This window comes from Photobacterium sanguinicancri (genome assembly GCF_024346675.1).
Taxonomy (GTDB): domain Bacteria; phylum Pseudomonadota; class Gammaproteobacteria; order Enterobacterales; family Vibrionaceae; genus Photobacterium; species Photobacterium sanguinicancri.
The window spans coordinates 1,367,183-1,387,317 of the sequence record NZ_AP024850.1 but is presented as its reverse complement, the minus strand read 5'-3'; the positions used below and the strand labels follow the sequence as shown (position 1 = coordinate 1,387,317).

The window sequence follows — 20,135 nt, the reverse complement described above, 5'->3', positions numbered from 1 at the left end:
ATCTTCCCAGTACGTGATACTCATCACGATGAATTACAAATTAGCGCATTATTCCGGCTCTTGATAACGGTAAAAGGCATGCTACTAAGCAATATTTTGCGTAATTTTTTCGTTGAATGAAATTAGCATTCTCCACTGAGGTTTACGGTGTACAAATTAAACGAAGTCTTTGAAACAATTCAAGGTGAAGGTGTTTTCACTGGAGTTCCTGCCATTTTTGTTCGATTACAGGTATGTCCTGTTGGTTGCTCTTGGTGCGATACCAAACAAACTTGGAGTGCAGAGCCAAGCGATTTTACTGACCTTGATACCATCATGGCGAAAAAAGAAGACTCACCATTATGGACAGAACTCGACGCAAATGGCGTTGTACAGTTACTGATTGACCAAGGCTACACCGCAAGACACGTTGTGATTACAGGTGGCGAACCTTGCATCTATGATTTACTGCCGCTGACGCAAGCGTTAGAAAGTGCGGGATTTCAGTGTCAAATTGAAACCAGTGGTACATCTGAAGTATTAACGACTGAAGCCACCTGGGTGACGGTTTCACCTAAAATTAATATGAAAGCCAAGTTACCTGTACTTGCAAGTGCCCTAGAACGCGCTAACGAAATCAAACACCCAGTCGGCACGCAAAAAGACATCGACCAACTAAATGCATTGATCGAAGGCAAAGCATTACGCAGCGATGTGACTATTGCCCTTCAGCCTATCAGCCAAAAACCACGTGCTACCGATCTGTGTATTGAAACCTGTGTGAAACGCAATTGGCGCTTATCGATTCAAACACACAAATATCTCGCGATTGCTTAAGGTAACCTTCACTCAATCTCAATAAGAGTGACGTGATTTAAGTTCAGTGCATACTTTATTGCACTGAGCTTTATTTTGCTGACTCCTCTTCTTTACTGTACAACCTTTTTACACATTCTTATTTTTTAGACCTCAGCACCATCTTCAAGATCGGTCGCATAGTTTCACACAAGCCCCCTCTTGGCCTTTCTATACTCACCCAAAATAGATCGACATTTCTCGCGCTAACTAAACTATTCATGATGAGAAATGCGTTCAAGCATAACCTTCGTGCAGTTGCACGATTTACCGTTTTAACAGGGGAGTTGCTATGCGTGCTTTCATTCGCATCATGGCTGTAGCCATGCTTGGTGGAATATTAACAGCCTGTGGTGGTGGAGGCAGTGATGATCCTGTTGTCGCACCACAAGAAGCTGTTGAAATATCTAGTCGATTTACCGTGACGGTAGATGTACCTGAAGGGCTAGCGACGGCTTATCAATCAACATCGCCCAAGTCCAAATCACCGCTATCAATCAATATTATTAGTACCGCTTACGCTGATATCCTATCCAGCCTCCAAGAAAAGAATTTCAAAGTGGTACTGATCGACGGGCAAGGGAAAATCTATCGTACCTCTACCCTGTCTGGCTGGAAAAAACTCAGCAATGGCGGCTATCAATTTGATGCCGACACCTCGTTGAGAATGAACGCCATACTCTTGGTTGATCTCTTCAATGAGCCTGAAGTGATTATTGGTGACCCTTTACCCAAATACCTCTACATGGTGCCATTAACCAGCGGTGAAGTGGTCGTGTCACTAAACAGTACCCTCGCCTACCAAGCCATCGCAAAACGTGTCGTCGAAAAAGGTGATTGGGGGGTATTTCTCGAAACAGTTGTTGATCCTAACGTGCGTAAACTCCGTGAAGCGACTGCCTACATGACGCAGATAAACAGCGAGATAGAATCGGCTTTACGTCCGCAATTAGGCACACTCGGCATGACGCTGCAAAATATTTTAATACTGACCAAAGTAAAAGATATTACCGATGGCATTATCGATCGTACCTACTCTGAGCAACTCGGCGCAGAAGGTAACATCGAAGCGATATTAACCGACGGTTATTGGCGTCTAAAAAGTTTTGATTCGAACCAAGGTAGCGGTATCAATGCAAACCAATACGCTTATGATGGCGCCGAAACCCGCCAGACAGATACAGGCTGGCGAAAAGACGGTAGCACCGACATCAACTTTTCTACTTACTTTACCTATTTCAGTGAAAGCACCCGCTTTTCATCTAATGATATTTCGAAGCAAGTATTCACAGGTGGCGGTTGGCAAGGCTTATTCGATTACGACAAAGTTGTCTTAACCACAAAAAAAATAGCCGTCATGTCCAATTCAGCCCTGCAAGGAAGTGAAGAACTGGGTAACAATTTGAGCGTGAAAGTGTATCCGCTTTCAGGTAAGAAGATCCGTTATTTCTTGTCATCGAAAGATAATCATCACATCAGTAAATACATCCCTGCCGAGACAGAATTTACCGAGGATACATACGGCTTCTATTTCACGTGGCAACCGCAACAAGAACAGTATTTATTGTGTGACACCCGCGACAACAACGATGCTTGCCGAGTCAGTGCACCCGCTCAACCCAGCGTGCATATTACCGCGCTTGAGGATGTTTTGAGTAATGTACGAGCCAGCCAAGTATTAGAGGTAAAAGGCTTTACCTTATCTGATAGATTCGTCGTTGAGTTCATTGAAGATGACGGCTTTTTTACTGCTTATTACTGGTTCAATGTCGCGGGCGATAACTGGGATGTGTTCACGGAAGGCACTTTCGCCCCTGTCACATTAGGTAATACCGAGTTTATTCAATTTGTGGTGCCAGATATTGTCAAACAGCTTGATGATAGTTACCGCTTCACCACCAACAACCTCTTTTTGGTGGAAGACCGAAACTTCGTCAACATTGGGGAAACCTTATTGAAATTCGAAGCCTTCCATTTCGCAGGTTTCGATAACAACGCCAAAGCGCAGATTTTTTCCGCAGCAAGCCGCAGTAACCTACCACCCTTTGGTCGCTGTAGCTTTGGGGATACCTCAACAGCTACAACGGATAAGTACCTCAACGCAATTATTGAGTGTGGCGGCGATGAACGCTTTACCGCCAGTGATGTTGATGGGCTAATTAACCAACATCTAGTCCAACTAACAGATACTGGCGATATCGACACCGTCATCCTAAAACCTGACAACACATGGGAATACTACATCAATGGTGATCGTCAGTTTAACGATCGCACTTGGGCGCACACGCCTGAAGGTTACCTCAAGATCAACTGGGATCCAGCCCAAGAACAAGATTTTGATTTAATGGCAGTCACCAGCCGAGATCGAAACACTAACCTCTATGCCTATAAAGTGTTCTTCTCGCGCTTTGATCCTTTTGGCCCTGTAATAAACTCTATCTTTTCGTCTATCAACAAAGAATATTCACCGTTTGAACTCACCGCGTGTACCACTGGTGATTCTGGTTGGGATATGACGACCGTAGCACCCTTAACTAAATCAACCCAAGTCCAATATCAGAATGAAACTGCGGCTTGTATGGTCGGTTGGGATAATAAAGTCGTTCGTTTTAACGAAGTAATGTTAATTGGTGAAACCGGTATTGCAAGCGATGACAAAGCCCTAAAGTTTGCCAGCGACAGCTCACGCTTTCTCAAACTAAGTGATGAATTCGATGGCGATTTTTTCCGTGGAAAATATATCGATTCTGCAGGTTGTGGTTTCAACATTGATATACATTGGAAAATAGATGAAAACGGCAGTCTGTTTTATCAAGCTGTTGATGGCTCGCTTAATGAGCGTATCACCATGACAGAATCAGATGGCTTACGCTTTACAATTAAAGCCTTCAATCATCAAACACGCTGGCAAGCAGCGCTACAATTTGCCACCGATGAGGGTGAAGTTTGGAGCGATACAATCACCTTTATTAGCGCCAGTGACGTGCCAAATGTGACGACGATTCAACCGCCAGTTGTGCCAGAAGGACAGCCACAACCCCGTCCACCCGGTATTGCAAACGGCACAATACTTGATGACGGACGTGCTTGTGAATACGTTACGCCATAACGGAGTGTGGCGTCACAATTGGCTACTATTTAATAACAATTAAAAACAATGCATCGCGCCTTAACGACAAAGTTTTGGCGCGATTTCCGTTTCATTTGTGACAAATAAATCTGATAAATTCATCTGTGTCAGTTTTATCCTCCGCTATCACATTACAAAGTATGCAATTGCATGCGCCACATCACAATAACCATACCAAAACCAATGATTAACATTTTTAATCAGTAACATATCAATATGTGTGATCATCCTTCCACACTGCGTACGGTCAGAGACACCGAATAATTCGTCAAATTAAAGAGTCAACTTCAAACAACAAGCGGCATTAGACCGCAGCGTCATCAATCGCTTTTAAGGAAGAAATACATGCGATTAACCATTGCTCACAAACTATTACTCACACTGCTAGCCGTTTTTACACTGGTACTTGCCGCGTCGTTAACCTATGAATCTTATCAACAGAAAGCCTTGCTCCAATCAGTAATTAGCGAGCAAACGCTCGATAAAGCTGGCAACTATTTTGATAGCTTGAACATGATGATGTTAACGGGTGCTATGGGACAGCGAGAAACTCTTCGTCAAAAAGTACTGTCACACTCAGGTATCGACAATGTCCGTGTGATCCGCGGCGAAGGCATCACCAAATATTTTGGTGCGGGTTTGAAAGGTCAAACTCCTGTTGATGAATTCGATCGCCGTGCCTTGCTGGGCGAACAAATTGTTGAAACAGTTCAGACCCCAAATGGGCAAAACTTACTGGTTGCTCTCCCTATGAAAGCGAGCAGTGATTATCGTGGTACAAATTGTTTGTCGTGCCACATAGTGCCAGAAGGTGAAGTACTGGGGGTTGTCCGCCTTGAATATAGCCTCGGCCCACTCTATGAGCGTGTCAACAAAGAGCTATTACTTGCAGGCGGGATCATGGCATTAATTGCCGGTACTGGCTTCTTATTCGCTTTATTCATGATTCGCCGCATTATCGTGCGTCCGCTACGCCGTGTATCAAACTACATGAAGCACACCAGTATTAATAAAGACCTTAGCTCACGCCTGAACGAAACACGCCAAGATGAAATTGGTGAACTCTGCCAAAGCTACGATCAACTGCTCGATAACTTCTCTGCAAGCTTACAACAGGTGCAAACCACATCAGAATCACTGACACTTCAAGCAAATGAACTAATCTGTGTTGCCTCCAAGACCACTCATGCAGTCGAATCACAGCGATCGGAAACCACTGACATTGGTGCGGCAATAGAACACATGCAACAACAACAGCACAATGTTGAGCAACGCACCGCAGAAGCCGCCACCCTAAGTCAAAATGCGTCCGACTCCGCACGCCAGGGTACACAGTTGGCGATCAGTGCTGGCGATGACATTCGTTACTTAGTGAAAGATATTGAGAACGTGCAAACACGAATAAACCACCTGAATGAACAAAGCAGCCAAGTGACAACAATTTTGGATGTCATTCGTGGGATTGCTGAACAAACTAACCTACTCGCATTAAACGCTGCGATAGAAGCGGCACGCGCGGGAGAACAAGGACGTGGCTTTGCCGTCGTTGCCGACGAAGTGCGTAATCTTGCGACACGTACCCACCAAGCAACAGGCGATATCCAAACCATTATTGAAGTTTTACATCAAGGCAGTGAGGCATCAGCCAAAGCAGTAGAAGATACCTGTAAAACAGCCTACGCAAAAATGGAAACCATTGAACAGTTGTCACAAGCTTTATCTGATATAGGTAATCATATTCAGGTAGTTAACACGCATGCGAATGACATTCAGCAACAAAGTGCCGAACAAGCCAATATGGCAGATTCAGTAAATATAAAAATTGAAACCATTACCCGTCATGCGGATGAAACTTCATCTCATGCCATGCAATCTAAAGAGATTAGTGTAAATCTTGAACAGTTAGCAGAGCAATTAGAGCGATTACTTCATCAATTTACGCTTTCAAGTGATAACAAAGCTTGATGCTTGACGTAAGACAGGTAATATTAATGCTTCGGAATGTATCTTAAAGCACAATATGTCAATTACGACCAAAGTGCCTTAACGGAGAATAATTTAAACATGACTTACGCGCCTGTAACAGACGTATTAAGCGGAAAGCTGGCAGTAGACACTGAAGTCACTGTCCGCGGTTGGATCCGCTCACGTCGTGATTCCAAAGCTGGGATCTCTTTTCTTGCCATTTATGACGGCTCTTGTTTCGACCCGATTCAGGCCGTGGTCCCAAATGAGTTAAATAATTACCAGGAAGAAGTACTTAAACTGACAACTGGTTGCTCTGTTGAGGTCACTGGTAAGATTGTTGAGTCTCCTGCTAAAGGTCAAGATTTTGAACTAGCTGCAACAAATGTAAAAGTTGTTGGTTTAGTTGAAGACCCAGACACATACCCAATGGCGAAAACTCGTCACTCAATCGAATACCTTCGTGAAGTGGCTCACCTTCGTCCTCGTACTAACATGATTGGTGCTGTAGCGCGTGTTCGTAACTGTCTATCGCAAGCTATCCACCGCTTCTACCACGAGCAAGGTTACTTCTGGATGTCTGCACCACTTATCACAGCGTCTGACTGTGAAGGTGCGGGTGAAATGTTCCGCGTATCAACGCTTGATCTTGTGAACACACCAATGACTGACGCTGGTGAAGTCGATTTCGATAAAGACTTCTTCGGTAAAGAAACGTTCCTAACGGTATCTGGCCAGCTAAATGCTGAAACGTATGCTTGTGCACTAAGTAAAGTGTACACATTCGGCCCTACGTTCCGTGCGGAAAACTCAAACACAAGCCGCCACCTAGCTGAATTCTGGATGGTTGAGCCTGAAGTTGCTTTTGCTGATCTTAACGATGTAGCAAAACTAGCAGAAGACATGCTGAAGTATGTGTTTAAAGCAGTACTTGAAGAGCGTCGTGACGATCTTGAGTTCTTTGCACAACGCATCAACAAAGACGCAATTTCTCGTCTAGAGAGCTTCGTTGATTCTGACTTCGCACAAGTTGATTACACTGACGCAATCCAAATCCTAAAAGATTCTGGCCGCGAATTTGAATTCGATGTTGAGTGGGGCATCGACATGTCTTCTGAGCACGAGCGTTACCTTGCAGAAGAACACTTCAAAGCTCCTGTTGTTGTTAAAAACTACCCGAAAGACATCAAAGCATTCTACATGCGTATGAACGATGACGGTAAAACAGTAGCGGCAATGGACGTTCTAGCACCTGGTATCGGTGAAATCATCGGTGGTTCTCAACGTGAAGAACGTCTAGAGCTTCTAGACAAGCGTATCGACGAAATGGGTATCGACCCAACTCACCTAGACTGGTACCGCGACCTACGTCGTTACGGTACAGTTCCTCACTCTGGCTTCGGTCTTGGTTTTGAACGTCTAGTGACTTACGTAACGGGCATGCAAAATATCCGTGACGTAATCCCGTTCCCACGTGCACCACGCTCTGCAAACTTCTAATTAGAGGTTCGCTCACAAGCATTGTAAAAGGCTACCTTCGGGTGGCCTTTTTTATCTCTTCTGCTCAGTCTCTATCTATATTGGCAAACCAAGCCCACCAGCCACACAGTACAACCCTTTATATAAACGCCGCTCTGATACGAACTTACTTCAACATCTCTGTAATAATTCAACTACTCACTTATGGTTTAACAACTCTCGATCGCAATGACATGGCTATAGTGATTTCGTGAACAGAAAATACGATACCCTTTGAAAATCAATTCGTTTCAAATCACACGAGTAGAGGTACCTAAATAGGTCTAACTCTGCTGTTGGGTAAATCACTATGCCGATTATAAAAACATCGTTATCAGCAAGCCATTTGTTACTGTCTACCCTTGCGCTTGCTACCATCATATTTTGTCTATCGCTTTTCTCGGCGACAGCAAGCGCATCGGATCAAAGCAGTAAGCAACCTTTTACTGGTATCCCTGTCAGCACCCTAAAAAGTCACAGCGCACTGATACAGCAGATTTCACAAATCATCACCAATAAAAGTGAACAACTCGAACACCACATTTATTTAAGTCGATATTCCCCATCCGATCTCACTACTTACGTTTATTGGCACCAAGGTAAGGAACTTTGGATTTTACCCATCAGTACTAAAGATAACGAAAGTTGGGCGTTCATCCAATCCAACGCCAATATGCAGAGAATTGATTTACTCAATCACGTTGTTGACAGCGCAGATGATGTAGGAAGCAGTACTTTTCTTGTTGATAAAGTTTGGGCATCAAAACGCATTTACGATGCTGTTGTTGAAGGCGAACATTTAACCATCAAAATAAAGGAATAATAATGACCAGTTTTATCGACAGTCGAGGAATAACAATCAGCTCTGTTAAAATCCCTAAAAATGATATTAAACGCCTTAGAACTAATGGGCTAACGGCACGGATAGCCAAAGACATAACACTCACTAGTGGAAAACAAATTACTTCAACCTTAAAACCCAACCCATATAATGGCGGTAAAGGTCAGTGGACAATCGATATAAAAGCCACCGCTGTTGGTAAAACGACATTAAAAGCAAAAGCGGGAGCAAAAGAAGCAACTCTAGATATTGAAGTATTTGCTAAAAAAATCATTCAATTACCCGAGAAAAATACCGAACAAGGCCTACTCGCAAGACTATTTATTGCAGAATCCGTTAATCCTAGTAGCCCTCGCTATAAAGAAGTTGATGCGTCTACCTCTATGCTTTGGATGCGTCAGGTAATAGAAAACCGTAAGGCCGACAATAAACCTTCTCGATTTGCAATTAGTACGAATACAAATGTCACTTATAAAGATGTCATTACCGCCAGAAATCAATTTCACGGCTTTGAAGGCTACCCTAGTCTCATTGAATCTATCAGCAATAACCTATCTCTCATCATGACAATCGCCAATAACTATAATCATCCTGAAAGAGAAACCTATTCAAATTTCGTAACAGCAGCACTTAATGCGGCAAAAGCTAACGCACTTGCGAAATTTACAGATCCAACGTCAAATGGACTCTATGGGTGGCGAACAAAAGGATCTAGTGAACCAGGCGGTGACTTTGTAAAACATGGCAATCTAGCAGGTCAAACATTCTACACATTAAAATAAGAAACTAGCTCATAAGCATTGTAAAAGGCGACCTTCGGGTGGCCTTTTTTATCACTGATATTCCCCCCTTTAACTATCCACCTTACCTCTTGAACATTCTCCTATTTTTCAACACGTTCGCTCTCTCGACAACAAAGTAAGGGCGCATTTTCGCTACCTGCATCAAGGTTCATTTGCTACTGGTCAGGTATTATACGCATTCGGTCACTTAGCATTACTTCAATCCCTCTTGTGGTTACCCAACCTACCTCAAGGGCAGAAAAAATTCTGACTTAAGGAATTCAAGCCAAACAGGTTTGCCAGATTAGGTTTTGGCTGTTGATTCGACAGCTCTGAAATCGGGCAATACAAAAGGAAGCGATCAATTTATGAAAACTAAAGGGTATTTCCATCTTTTTGTTACCTCTTTTGTGCTGCTGTGTGCGGCGGCGCTCACGGTCAAAGGATTTGTCTTATCGGAACACACTAGATTACTACTTAGCGATACTGGCATCGTCCCTATTATGTATGCCGAATCAATCGCTTTTGCCTTACCGCTTGTGCTTGGCATTAGCGCACTCACCACCTACTTTGGCATTACAACATTAATTCCTGTTATTGCGGCTTTTAGCATACACATTGCCCTATTGGGGCTAGCGCTTCATCAAGGCTTACATTTTGATTGCGGCTGCTACCTTCCGGGTTCGCTTCAGTCAGAAGTGTACAGCACACTTCAGCCACAATTTATCATCTTACTGCTAATCCTTAGTGTTTCAGCAGCACTTTATTATTTCAATAACTTGGCAAACCACCGCGCGATGACACCAACCGTCTGATGTCGCGGCGCAAGCCTACTTTTATAAGGATACAATCATGAGACAAAACAAGGCATCTTTGCACTCGCTTTCTTTCCTACGTATCGGACGCAGCTTTTCACTCAACATTCTTATTCTTGCCAGCGCATTGTTAACCTTACCGTTGAGTGCCAATGCAGGGCTGTTCGGCGGTAAATTCAAAGCCGAAGTAGAGACAGAACAAGTGGCCATCAAGCTTCATAATGAAACCCTAGCTGGCAACTATCAGCTTATCGACACTAACGGGCTCAAAGCACTCACCGAACAAGATACTGATGTAATGATTGTCGATGCAATGCCGTTCAAAGACAGCTACAAGAAAGAACATATCCCAAGTGCTATGCAATTCGAGTTTCCTATCCCTAATATGCCAGAGTGGGATTCAGCATTAACCGACCAAAAATCAGTTGAGGACTTCACCCAGCTTCTTGGTGAAGACAAGAGTAAAACCTTGGTCTTTTACTGTGGTTTCGTGAAATGCAGTCGTAGCCATAATGCTGCTGCTTGGGCAGTGAAGCTCGGTTACACCAATGTCTATCGTTACCCTGGTGGTATTTTTGCGTGGAAAGGCGCTGGCTTTAAAACCGCTTCGCTATAACTCTTCCCTCACAATTACTTTCAATATTAAAAAGGTGGGCCGTCAGATATGATGGCCAGCCTTTTCCTTCAATACTGTTAGGGCACTACCAACTGACCGATATACCAACAATAAAGTAAAATATGTAACAAGCAGGCTATCGTAAATAGACTTGGTTGCAGGGTTAGAATAAGCTTACGCCTATCCGCTTATCTCGGTAAGCAGCAACGCTAAACCACATGAGTCTATTATGATCAGAGAAAACACCCTAGTGCCAGCAAGCCAATGGGCCAAACCCTTCGTTTCTGAAGTCGCTGAAATTATTAACCAACTAAAAGAATATGGTTATGATTCAGCAACCCTTGCTCATTTAACTGGTCTACAAGAGAAAAAACTCTCTGATTGGATGTCACGCTATAAGCGCGAACCGGATAATGTGTCTGAGATCCCTTACCCTTGCTGGTGTTTTCTCGCAGCTCTAGCAGGTCGACCAAACATTCAAAACAATGGTCAACCTATTGATGTTGATGCAAGAAAAGTCATGCGCGCATTTAAACCAACAGCGTTTAAAAATAAAAACGCTTTTGAAATGCCTACCGAAAAAGAATTTAAGCGCATTATTGGTGACAATACCTTTACAGGTATTACAGTCGAGAGCCTTTGTGAAGCGTTTCAGTGGAAGCCCGCTCAACTGTCGATTAGCCTAGAAGAAAGCACCCTACCTTTTTTAAACTGGTGCCTTATTCTCATGCTTTGTGGTTTCAACATCCAAAAAATGCTGTTGACTGAGCATGACGGCGAAATAATACTAAATCATTAGGGGCGGCTAATTTACGAGCAAGCCCTAGATACAACAAAGGCTACCCAAAGGTAGCCTTTTATTATCTCTATCTATACGTGGTGCTGACTATACTTCGTATAATCAATTCTATTTCGTATTATTCAGATTCTACTTCTGGGCGTTCTTTACGTTGAACACCTAATAAGAAGTTACGTAAGATCTGATCTTTACACTCACGGTAGTGTTTGTTTTCAGGCTTACGGAAAAACGCGCTAAGCTCATGCTTACTTAATTTAAAGTCGATGCTTTCCAGGATTTCCAACACATCTTCAGCACGGTAGTTCAGTGCGATACGTAGCTTCATGAAAATCATGTTATTCGTTAAACGTGCTTCAGGCTTAGGTTGCTCGCCTTCTTTCTTACCACGTTTGTGGTTGATTAAACCATTTAGAAAAATAGACAGCTCAAGATCTGTACATTTTTTGAAAGCGTCATCATCGTCTTTCTTCAACCAATCACTAACTTGCTCTCTAGTGACTTCATGCTCTGCAGCAGCAAAGATAGTAATCATCTCTGCGTCATTAAAATCAAAAGTATAGCGAATACGGCGTAAGATATCGTTGTTGACCACAAGTATGTCCTAGGTTTATTACAGCTCAGTCAAGATGACTCACTGCGAAATTTTGCCGTATTTTACCAGACATCAGCGCAACTTTATTCCTAAAGCGATATTATTTCTTTACTTACCTGCTATAGTTGCGGTTCTTAAACGAGATAGAACACTATGACACAAGTAAACAATCCGCTACACGGCATTACCCTCGAAAAAATTCTTACAGAATTGGTTGAGCATTATGGTTGGGATGAACTAGGTTATCGCATCGACATTCGTTGCTTCAACCAAGATCCAAGCATCAAATCGAGCCTTAAGTTTTTACGCAAAACAGAATGGGCGCGCACCAAAGTTGAAGCACTTTATATCGATATGGTTCAAAAGTAATTCGCAGGTTTAGAATAAGAGCTAGTAACGCTGGCTCTTAATACCATATCAGTTAACACCACTTCTTAATATCACGCTTCCTCCTCCTTGCTTTACATTCAAGTCCGCTGACCATCCCACTTATAGGCATTATATTTGATCTTTATAGGGTAATAACTCTAACTTGAGCTAACCTAACTGTAACGACTACCATAACGTTCACAGGGAAGGAGAACGCAATGCTCGGGATAAATGTCACTCAAGAAAATCACATTCTGTCGCTTGAGATTGACCGACCATCAGCTAAAAATGCCATCAACCAAGACATGTATAAAGCACTGGCAGACACTATTGAGGCATGCCAAAGCAACAATAGCGTGCGCGCTATTTTACTGCATGCGCAAGGGGGTGTTTTTACCAGTGGCAATGATATGCAAGACTTCCTTGCTATCTCTCATGGCGCTCAAGACAACCACGCAGGTCGCTTCATCAAAGCACTAATACGTAATAAGAAACCTGTAGTCGCTGTTGTAGAAGGTGCAGCCATTGGTATTGGCACTACCCTTTTACAGTTTTGTGATTTTGTGTTCATTTCACCGCATGCTTTTTTCAAAACGCCCTTCGCTCAATTAGGACTATGCCCTGAATTTGCATCAAGCCAGTATTTGTCACGCCTAATTGGTATCCGAAAAGCCAAAGCGATGCTGATGCTCGGTGAAATCATGACGGCAGAAGAAGCTCTCAGTTTAGGGTTTGTTACTAGCCTAAGCTATAACCCAATGGAAGATGCGAATAGCTGTTTAGATCAACTTACTTTACTTCCACCCTCAGCGATGCAAATCAGCAAATCTATGTTGGTAGATTTTGAAGTAAATGAATTGATCGACACTGTTGATGCGGAAAATAAACAGTTGTTCCACCTCCTTACTCAACCAGAAGCACGAGAAGCGATCACCGCGTTCCTCGAAAAGCGACCTGCTGATTTTAGTCAGTTTTAGTCAAAGCAAGGCAAGGCAAGGCAAGGCAAGGCAAGGCAAGGCAAGGCAAGGCAAGAGCATAAAAAAGCCAGCATAAGTATGCTGGCTTTTTAATACTGTACGAATGACATTTGTTATCAGGCTATCGCAGCCTTGGCTTTCATTCTTTTTCCTGTTTTATCCGCAACTCGATTCGGCTCATCGTCATCTTGGACAAACACAACAAACAAGCCAGCAGCTACCATTGCACAACCACCTAACACTAATGCCATCATAGTGTTGCCATCAAATGCCCAGCGTGTGAAGAAACCGAGAATACCCGCCGCTAGAATCTGGGGAAGTACGATGAAGAAGTTAAATACGCCCATGTAGAAACCCATTTTACGGCTTGGCAACGCACCCGCTAGGATAGCGTAAGGCATACACAGAATACTCGCCCATGCGATGCCAATCCCCACCATGTTAAGCATCAACATTTGTGGGTTTTCAATTACGGAAATCGAAGCCAAGCTCACGCCACCAATCATCAAAGCAAGTGAGTGAACAAATTTACGGCTGGTACGGTTTGCAAGCCAAGGTAAGGCAAATGCGGCTAAAGCAGAGATACCATTATAAGCGGCAAAACAAAGGCCAACCCAATCAGCCCCTTCGTTATACAGGGCAGAGCTGGTGTCTGACGTACCAAAGATATGCGATGTAACTGCTGACGTGGTATAGATCCACATTGCAAATAGTGCAAACCAAGAGAAAAACTGAACAACCGCAAGCTGCATCATGGTTTTAGGCATGGCACGAAGATCGTCCATAATTTCTTTCAGGCTGGCTTTTTCTTCTTGTGCTTCTGACGCTACACCAGATTCTGCAGCATGGAACTTATCCATCTCAGCTGGAGAGTATTCTTTGGTTTTAAATACCGTCCACAAAATAGAAGCTAAAAAGACAACGGCACCACAAAGGAACGAGATCTTCACTGATGGCGGAACTTCGCCAGCAGGAGCGGTATTCGCAACATCAAATACATTACTTAAAATGTAAGGCATTGCAGAAGCCACAACAGAGCCGATACCGATAAAGAATGTTTGAACAGCAAAACCTTGTGTACGCTGTTCTGACGGCAAATTATCAGCGACTAGAGCGCGAAACGGTTCCATCGATACATTAATTGACGCATCAAGAATCCATAGCATCCCCGCGGCAACCCACAGGTACGGCGAATAAGGCATGATGATTAACGCAAACGACGAAGCAATTGCGCCACATAAGAAGTAAGGTCGACGACGGCCAAGCGGCGTCCAAGTTCGGTCACTAAAGTAGCCAATAATTGGCTGTACAAGTAAACCGGTTAACGGTGCTGCAATCCACAAAATAGGGATTTGATCGATGCTGGCGCCAAGCGTTTCAAAAATTCGGCTAACATTTGCATTCTGTAAACCAAAACCAAACTGGATCCCTAAAAACCCGAAACTCATATTCCATATTTGCCAAAACGACAGGCGTGGCTTTTCCATTTTCATCCCCGATTAAACTCCAGCGGCAACACCTAATGTTGTTGTTTAATAAACATCCAACAAATAGAAGAGACCATACTATTTCCATGCTCAGGGCTGATGAAGATGAGTAAAAATCATCGTTACTATGTTTTTTACTATCTAATTGGCTTTTTGTGGTGTTTTATAATTAAAAGCCATATTAAATCATCATATTAGAGCGTTTTCCTTCGGGGAGTAATCCTACGTTAGAGCTATCCGTACCAACTGTGATCAGTTTCACATCACAATGTTACATCACGCGAATATCTCGTAAAATTACATCAAATATGATCACCACCACAAAAAACACTAGATTCAGTTCACAAAACAGCCAATAAACTCAATAAATAACGTTATTTAGTAACCAACGCGCTATCTATTTTCTCTATTTTTTATCGAGTGGTTACGAGTAAGATGCAAAAAATAGCAGGTGTGAAAATAAATCGAGCTAAATTGTTGCATTTTGTTGTAAATAGGCACTCTCAAAGGGTATAAAGAGAAATAAAGCCCTTTAATACTCTCAGCATGGATGACCACCACAATGTTTGAAAAAATCGTAGCCGCACCTGCCGATCCAATTCTAGGCCTCACTGAAGAATTCAAAAATGATTCTCGCGCAGAAAAAATTAATCTGGGTGTAGGTATTTATAAAGATGAAACAGGTAACACGCCAGTTTTAGCGACTGTTAAAAAAGCAGAAGCCATCTTACTAGAGAAAGAAACCACTAAGTCATACCTCAGTATTCCTGGTACTGCGGAATATGGCCTTGCTGTTCAGCAGCTTCTTTTCGGTAATGACGCGTCTATTATTGCAAACAAACGTGCGCTAACAGCACAAGCGCCAGGTGGTACTGGTGCACTCCGTGTTGCTGCTGAATTTATTAAACGCCAACTTGGTGATGTGAAAGTATGGATCAGTAACCCTACATGGGCTAACCATAATGGTGTTTTTGCTGCTGCAAATCTTGAAACGGCTCAGTACGGTTACTACAACGCAGAAACGAAAGACATGGACTTTGCAGCAATGCTTGAAGACCTCTCTAAAGCAAATGCTGGCGACATCGTGCTTCTACATGGCTGCTGCCATAACCCAACAGGTATCGACCCAGATTCAACGCAATGGGAACAGCTAGCGGCTCTGTGTGTAGAAAAAGAGCTATTACCAATGTTCGATTTCGCCTACCAAGGTTTTGCTGTCGGTGTTGAAGAAGATGCAGTTGGTCTTCGCATTTTCGCAGCGCAGTGCAAAGAGCTCCTAATTGCGAGTTCATTCTCTAAAAACTTTGGCCTATACAACGAACGTGTCGGTGCTTTCACGCTTGTTGCTGAAACAGCAGAACTCGCAACCACGGCATTTAGCCAAGTGAAAAGTATTGCTCGCGTTATTTACTCTAACCCACCTGCGCATGGTGCAGCTATCGTGACGGAGATCCTAAACGATGTAGCTTTACGTGCAGAATGGGAACAAGAAGTGGCTGAGATGCGTGACCGTATCCAAGAGATGCGTACTCTATTTGTAAACACCTTAAAAGAACTAGGTGTTGATGCAGACTTTAGCTTTATTGAACGCCAAAACGGTATGTTCTCGTTCTCTGGTCTAAATAAAGATCAAGTTAACCGCCTGAAAGACGAGTTTGCTATCTACATTGTCGGTTCTGGCCGTATCAGCGTAGCGGGAATGACAAAAAACAATATGCTACCACTATGTAAAGGTATTGCCGCAGTACTGTAAGCCTTATCCGCTTTAACGTACCAGCTGCAAAAATCAGAATAAGTGAGGGGGCTAATTAGCCCCCTCTTTTTTATTAACTTCTTATATTTTTCGTGTAAAGCACGCTTTGAAGCATGTTCGAATTACCGATTAGCCTGATTTATCTAACGGTAAAACATTACAGAACAATTCCCTTTCATATTGACGCTCTAATTGATCTCGCCAAGGCTTATTTGATACCGGTACCAAATAAAATTTTTCTCTTGATGTATCTGTCACAAAAGCCATGCCATGCTGCATAAGCTCATAGTGGATATCGTTTACAAATCCCAGAGAAAAACTCTGTCGGCCCGTTAGCTGATTAATATCGTCGCGCGTCAAACATACCCCTTGTTCTTCTTCAGCAAAGCGATTACGAAGCCAGTCAGAAAACTCTCTAGCACTTATCATCGTCATAAATCTTGCCTCCGAGTGTATATACCAATCCACTAACTACTTTGATGGATAAGCTCAGTTTTTAATTGGTATTAAGTCCCTGAATATTTAACTCCGTTATAGATAAGTTATAGCAGAGACTTAAGAAATCGTCAGATTAATGAGATGTAGATAGCAAAGATGAGAATAAAAAGGTGGCTAAGATGCAGAGGGGTGACACATGGTATGAAAAAAGAAGGGAACACCCGCCTCTAGCGATAAGAGGCGGGGTGCGAGAATTAAGCCGCTTTGTAAAGCACTTTATTACCCGCAAGCTGGATACGCTCAACTAGACCTTCTTCAGCCAGTTTTTTAAGCGCGCCAGTCGCCCAAGAAGCCGCTTTCGCATCTTCTTGACCTGCTTGAAGACCAATCCCTTTAGGATTAATGCCTTCAGCATTGCTTACAACAATATCAAGCACTTGCTGCTGCTTTGGAGTCAAAGACACTTTTACAGCAGGTGCTGCTTGAACTGTCTTTTTTTCTTCTACAGGTTTCGCCGCTGGTGCAGCTTTTACTGTTTCTGCAGTTGGTGCTTTTTTCACAGCATCTTTTTTCGCTGCTGGTTTTGCTACTGCTACATTTGCTAATACACGCTTTTGCAGCTTAAGCTGAACTTTACGTTTGTGAGAGATTCTCATTAAATTTCCTACTCCGTTGCACTACTTTCAGTCGCCACTGTACCAGCGGGAAAAAGTAAGCGCGTTTTATACCAAGGATGTCAGAGAAATGCCAGCAAACGGTTATTTAACCCACAACAAAACATGATTTCACTCAAAATTCTGATGAATTTGTCCAAAATTAGCCATTTACGCTGCTTGAGGGAGCAAAATTGCAAGAAGTGGATGTAAGGCATAAGATTATAAAACACAGTGCATTCTTAAACCCCCTTATGCTCACCAAGTAGCATAAAGGTACGTGTAATATTAATTATTAAAGCCAGAACATAACTTAAATCGTTAATTTAAATAGAAAGTGTTTATGCATGATCCTGCAAATACAGATCCTGTGTCCGAGGCTCCTTTGATGGAAACTCGTTATATCAAACCAGTAAACAGTCAGCCTAGTATTTACTGGTTTGCGCTGAGCCTTGCGATGATTTTAGCTATTGGAATCACCAGTTTTATTTTACCCACCATCAACAATGTCGGCTTATCCGTTTTATTGCTCTTTGCACTTACTTTTTCGGTGATCGCTTTTAAGCAAATGAACGCACCGATTCTTACTTTTACTTTGAGCTTCATGCACTTTCAATACCACAGCGCGGAGGGTGGCTGGTCTATCCGCTGGCAAGCTATTCAACAACTTGGACTAACAGAACTACCCACGACAGAAGGCTGGTACCAAACACTGCCTTGGATGGGCGTGAAACTTAAAGACTACGATGCTTTTTTAACGTCTGTATGCCCACGAGTAGCAAGCAAAATGTTAATTGAGCAAAGAGGGCTATTATTTCTTGCTGTTAAACGTACCCCCAACAGCCCACACGCCATTGAAGACATGTTATTTGATGATACGCCTTACACCACACAAAAAGGCGTTGAACTCAAAGGGCTCATCGCCATGCTAGCCAACCGCATGCGCTATAACCGTGAACTTTTGGGGTTTGATTTCTTTATCTCTGATGATTTACTCGATCGACCATTAGGGGAGTTTATTGGCCTTGCTCGGCGTTATCTTGCCCAAGCGAATGATACCCCGACTTTTAAGCATAGAGTCTAGGCACAAATAAAAAAGCCACACCAAATAAGGTGTGGCTCCAAGTGATTATTACAGAATAGTTACCTGTAATATTCCGAACTTAATACAGTGGCATTTCATCAGCAACAAATGGGTTTGAAGCGCGTTCGTTACCAAAAGTTGATAATGGACCATGACCCGGTACAAACGTGACATCATTACCTAAAGGCCATAGCTTACCTTTAATTGAATTGATCAATGTTTGGTAATCACCCTTAGGGAAATCAGTACGGCCGACACCACCGTTAAACAATACATCTCCAACAAAGGCGATCTTTGCGTCTGTATTGTGCAAAATAACATGACCTGGAGTGTGGCCAGGGGTATGAAGAACATGCAGAACTTGATTACCCACAGGGATTTCATCACCTTCATCTAACCAGCGGTCAGGGTCAAATGCTTCTGTTAATGGAAAACCAAACATCTCGCTTTGACGCTCGAGACCTTGTAGCCAAAATGCATCCTCTTTGTGTGGACCCCATACAGGTACACCTAAATCCGCTGCCAGCGCAGTTGTACCGCCCACGTGATCTAAATGACCATGAGTCAGCACAAGCTTAACGACATTAAGGCCAAGCTCGGCAACTTTTGCTTTCAGTAAGTGAATATCACCACCTGGATCGACAACCACTGCTGCTTTGGTCTCATCACACCATACAATTGAACAATTTTGCTGATACGGTGTTACAGGTACAATTTCAAATTGAAGGCTCATACTGACAGGTTTCCTTAGAATTAAACTGATACAAGAGTACCATTTTCTATCTAAAAACAACAAAGCCGACATGCTGTGTCGGCTTTGTTGTCTCATTCATATCGTTACCCACGCCAGCTTCTTACTGGACCAGTATCGATATGAACAAAATCACTTTTCGGATAATACCCTACTCCGCCTAAGCGTAATTCTTTGGCTGCTTTATGGACTTTCGATAAAGGCACACCTTCTAAATTAAAGTCGATGGCTTGCCCTTTCATGTGGTAACTTTTTTTCGCTACCCCACCATTTTTTTGCAGCAGCTGATTAGTTTTTGGCGAACGGTAACCTGAAATGATTCGAACTTGACCCTTATGGCCTAAATTAGCCTGAATTTTAGCAATGCCATCAAAGAGCTTTTTATCCATTTTCGCGACTTCATTTTGGCGAAAATCCCGACAAATTTGGTAAATACGCTGAAGTTCTTCAGGTAAATAATCTTCACCATCAAAGTACTGTGTATCTAAGTCTTCGCCCGTGTGGATATTACACATAGACATTTGACGTGGGTTGGTTGACCTAAATGGGCTTGCAATCGCAAGCTGTGGAAACAGGCTTGCCCCTAATGTAATACCACCAGCAATCAGAATCTGACGGCGTTTATAATCAATATCTGACATCCCAAAAACCCATTTAAAACCAAAAACACAACACGATGTTGCCCGAACGCCGATTAAATTAACGTTCAAATTTTAAACAGTCAAATAGGA

The 20,135-nt window shown here is 42.9% G+C and carries 19 protein-coding genes; 13 read left to right on the top strand and 6 right to left on the bottom strand.

Annotated elements, in window-relative coordinates; genetic code table 11:
• Positions 1-147 precede the first annotated feature (147 nt).
• From queE to OCU87_RS06600, 9 genes are all read left to right on the top strand, one after another.
• Positions 148-816: a 7-carboxy-7-deazaguanine synthase QueE gene (gene queE, locus OCU87_RS06640; protein WP_062688793.1), complete on the top strand. Its 669-nt coding sequence runs from the start codon at positions 148-150 to the stop codon at positions 814-816.
• Between the two features lie 310 nt (positions 817-1,126).
• Positions 1,127-3,943, top strand: coding sequence for a hydrogenase expression protein HypA (locus OCU87_RS06635; RefSeq protein ID WP_261858055.1), 2,817 nt, complete (start codon positions 1,127-1,129; stop codon positions 3,941-3,943).
• 366 nt (positions 3,944-4,309) lie between these two features.
• Positions 4,310-5,929 (top strand): methyl-accepting chemotaxis protein, encoded by a 1,620-nt coding sequence (locus tag OCU87_RS06630; protein WP_062688788.1) that lies wholly within the window; start codon positions 4,310-4,312, stop codon positions 5,927-5,929.
• Between the two features lie 99 nt (positions 5,930-6,028).
• Entirely contained in the window at positions 6,029-7,429 is a 1,401-nt protein-coding gene (gene asnS, locus OCU87_RS06625; protein ID WP_062688867.1) for an asparagine--tRNA ligase, read from the top strand.
• A 328-nt stretch (positions 7,430-7,757) separates the two neighbouring features.
• Complete coding sequence (locus tag OCU87_RS06620; protein ID WP_261858054.1) at positions 7,758-8,270, top strand: hypothetical protein; 513 nt, start codon at positions 7,758-7,760, stop codon at positions 8,268-8,270.
• A 2-nt stretch (positions 8,271-8,272) separates the two neighbouring features.
• Positions 8,273-9,070 (top strand): hypothetical protein, encoded by a 798-nt coding sequence (locus tag OCU87_RS06615; protein WP_261858053.1) that lies wholly within the window; start codon positions 8,273-8,275, stop codon positions 9,068-9,070.
• 368 nt (positions 9,071-9,438) lie between these two features.
• A complete protein-coding gene (locus OCU87_RS06610) occupies positions 9,439-9,885 on the top strand; it encodes a MauE/DoxX family redox-associated membrane protein (protein ID WP_062688865.1) in 447 nt (148 codons plus the stop codon).
• A gap of 37 nt (positions 9,886-9,922) precedes the next feature.
• The gene (locus tag OCU87_RS06605) at positions 9,923-10,501 is read left to right on the top strand and encodes a rhodanese-like domain-containing protein (protein WP_062688782.1); all 579 of its coding nucleotides are present in this window, start codon (positions 9,923-9,925) and stop codon (positions 10,499-10,501) included.
• 229 nt (positions 10,502-10,730) lie between these two features.
• Entirely contained in the window at positions 10,731-11,300 is a 570-nt protein-coding gene (locus tag OCU87_RS06600) for a hypothetical protein (protein ID WP_261858052.1), read from the top strand.
• 118 nt (positions 11,301-11,418) lie between these two features.
• Here OCU87_RS06600 and OCU87_RS06595 read toward each other — a convergent pair whose 3' ends face one another.
• Complete coding sequence (locus tag OCU87_RS06595; RefSeq protein WP_062688778.1) at positions 11,419-11,892, bottom strand: YehS family protein; 474 nt, start codon at positions 11,890-11,892, stop codon at positions 11,419-11,421.
• A 153-nt stretch (positions 11,893-12,045) separates the two neighbouring features.
• Between OCU87_RS06595 and OCU87_RS06590 the strand changes: the two genes are divergently transcribed.
• Positions 12,046-12,261 carry a VF530 family protein gene (locus tag OCU87_RS06590; protein ID WP_062688777.1) on the top strand — a complete coding sequence of 72 codons (216 nt, stop codon included), beginning with the start codon at positions 12,046-12,048 and terminating at the stop codon, positions 12,259-12,261.
• A 218-nt stretch (positions 12,262-12,479) separates the two neighbouring features.
• Positions 12,480-13,238 carry an enoyl-CoA hydratase-related protein gene (locus OCU87_RS06585; RefSeq protein ID WP_062688774.1) on the top strand — a complete coding sequence of 253 codons (759 nt, stop codon included), beginning with the start codon at positions 12,480-12,482 and terminating at the stop codon, positions 13,236-13,238.
• Positions 13,239-13,354: 116 nt separating this feature from the next.
• Here OCU87_RS06585 and OCU87_RS06580 read toward each other — a convergent pair whose 3' ends face one another.
• On the bottom strand, positions 13,355-14,725 hold the full coding sequence (locus tag OCU87_RS06580) for an MFS transporter (RefSeq protein WP_261858051.1): 1,371 nt from the start codon (positions 14,723-14,725) through the stop codon (positions 13,355-13,357).
• Between the two features lie 562 nt (positions 14,726-15,287).
• Between OCU87_RS06580 and OCU87_RS06575 the strand changes: the two genes are divergently transcribed.
• Positions 15,288-16,478 (top strand): amino acid aminotransferase, encoded by a 1,191-nt coding sequence (locus OCU87_RS06575; protein WP_062688863.1) that lies wholly within the window; start codon positions 15,288-15,290, stop codon positions 16,476-16,478.
• 129 nt (positions 16,479-16,607) lie between these two features.
• On the opposite strand, the gene OCU87_RS06570 is transcribed toward OCU87_RS06575, so the two are convergent.
• On the bottom strand, positions 16,608-16,913 hold the full coding sequence (locus tag OCU87_RS06570; protein WP_062688772.1) for a hypothetical protein: 306 nt from the start codon (positions 16,911-16,913) through the stop codon (positions 16,608-16,610).
• 257 nt (positions 16,914-17,170) lie between these two features.
• Positions 17,171-17,572, bottom strand: a complete 402-nt coding sequence (locus OCU87_RS06565; RefSeq protein WP_062688770.1) for a hypothetical protein — start codon at positions 17,570-17,572, stop codon at positions 17,171-17,173.
• A gap of 385 nt (positions 17,573-17,957) precedes the next feature.
• On the opposite strand from OCU87_RS06565, the gene OCU87_RS06560 reads away from it, so the two are divergent.
• Positions 17,958-18,653 carry a DUF2982 domain-containing protein gene (locus OCU87_RS06560; protein ID WP_261858050.1) on the top strand — a complete coding sequence of 232 codons (696 nt, stop codon included), beginning with the start codon at positions 17,958-17,960 and terminating at the stop codon, positions 18,651-18,653.
• Positions 18,654-18,732: 79 nt separating this feature from the next.
• On the opposite strand, the gene OCU87_RS06555 is transcribed toward OCU87_RS06560, so the two are convergent.
• Positions 18,733-19,386 carry an MBL fold metallo-hydrolase gene (locus OCU87_RS06555; RefSeq protein ID WP_062688767.1) on the bottom strand — a complete coding sequence of 218 codons (654 nt, stop codon included), beginning with the start codon at positions 19,384-19,386 and terminating at the stop codon, positions 18,733-18,735.
• A gap of 104 nt (positions 19,387-19,490) precedes the next feature.
• Complete coding sequence (locus tag OCU87_RS06550; RefSeq protein ID WP_062688765.1) at positions 19,491-20,045, bottom strand: YcbK family protein; 555 nt, start codon at positions 20,043-20,045, stop codon at positions 19,491-19,493.
• Positions 20,046-20,135 lie beyond the last annotated feature (90 nt).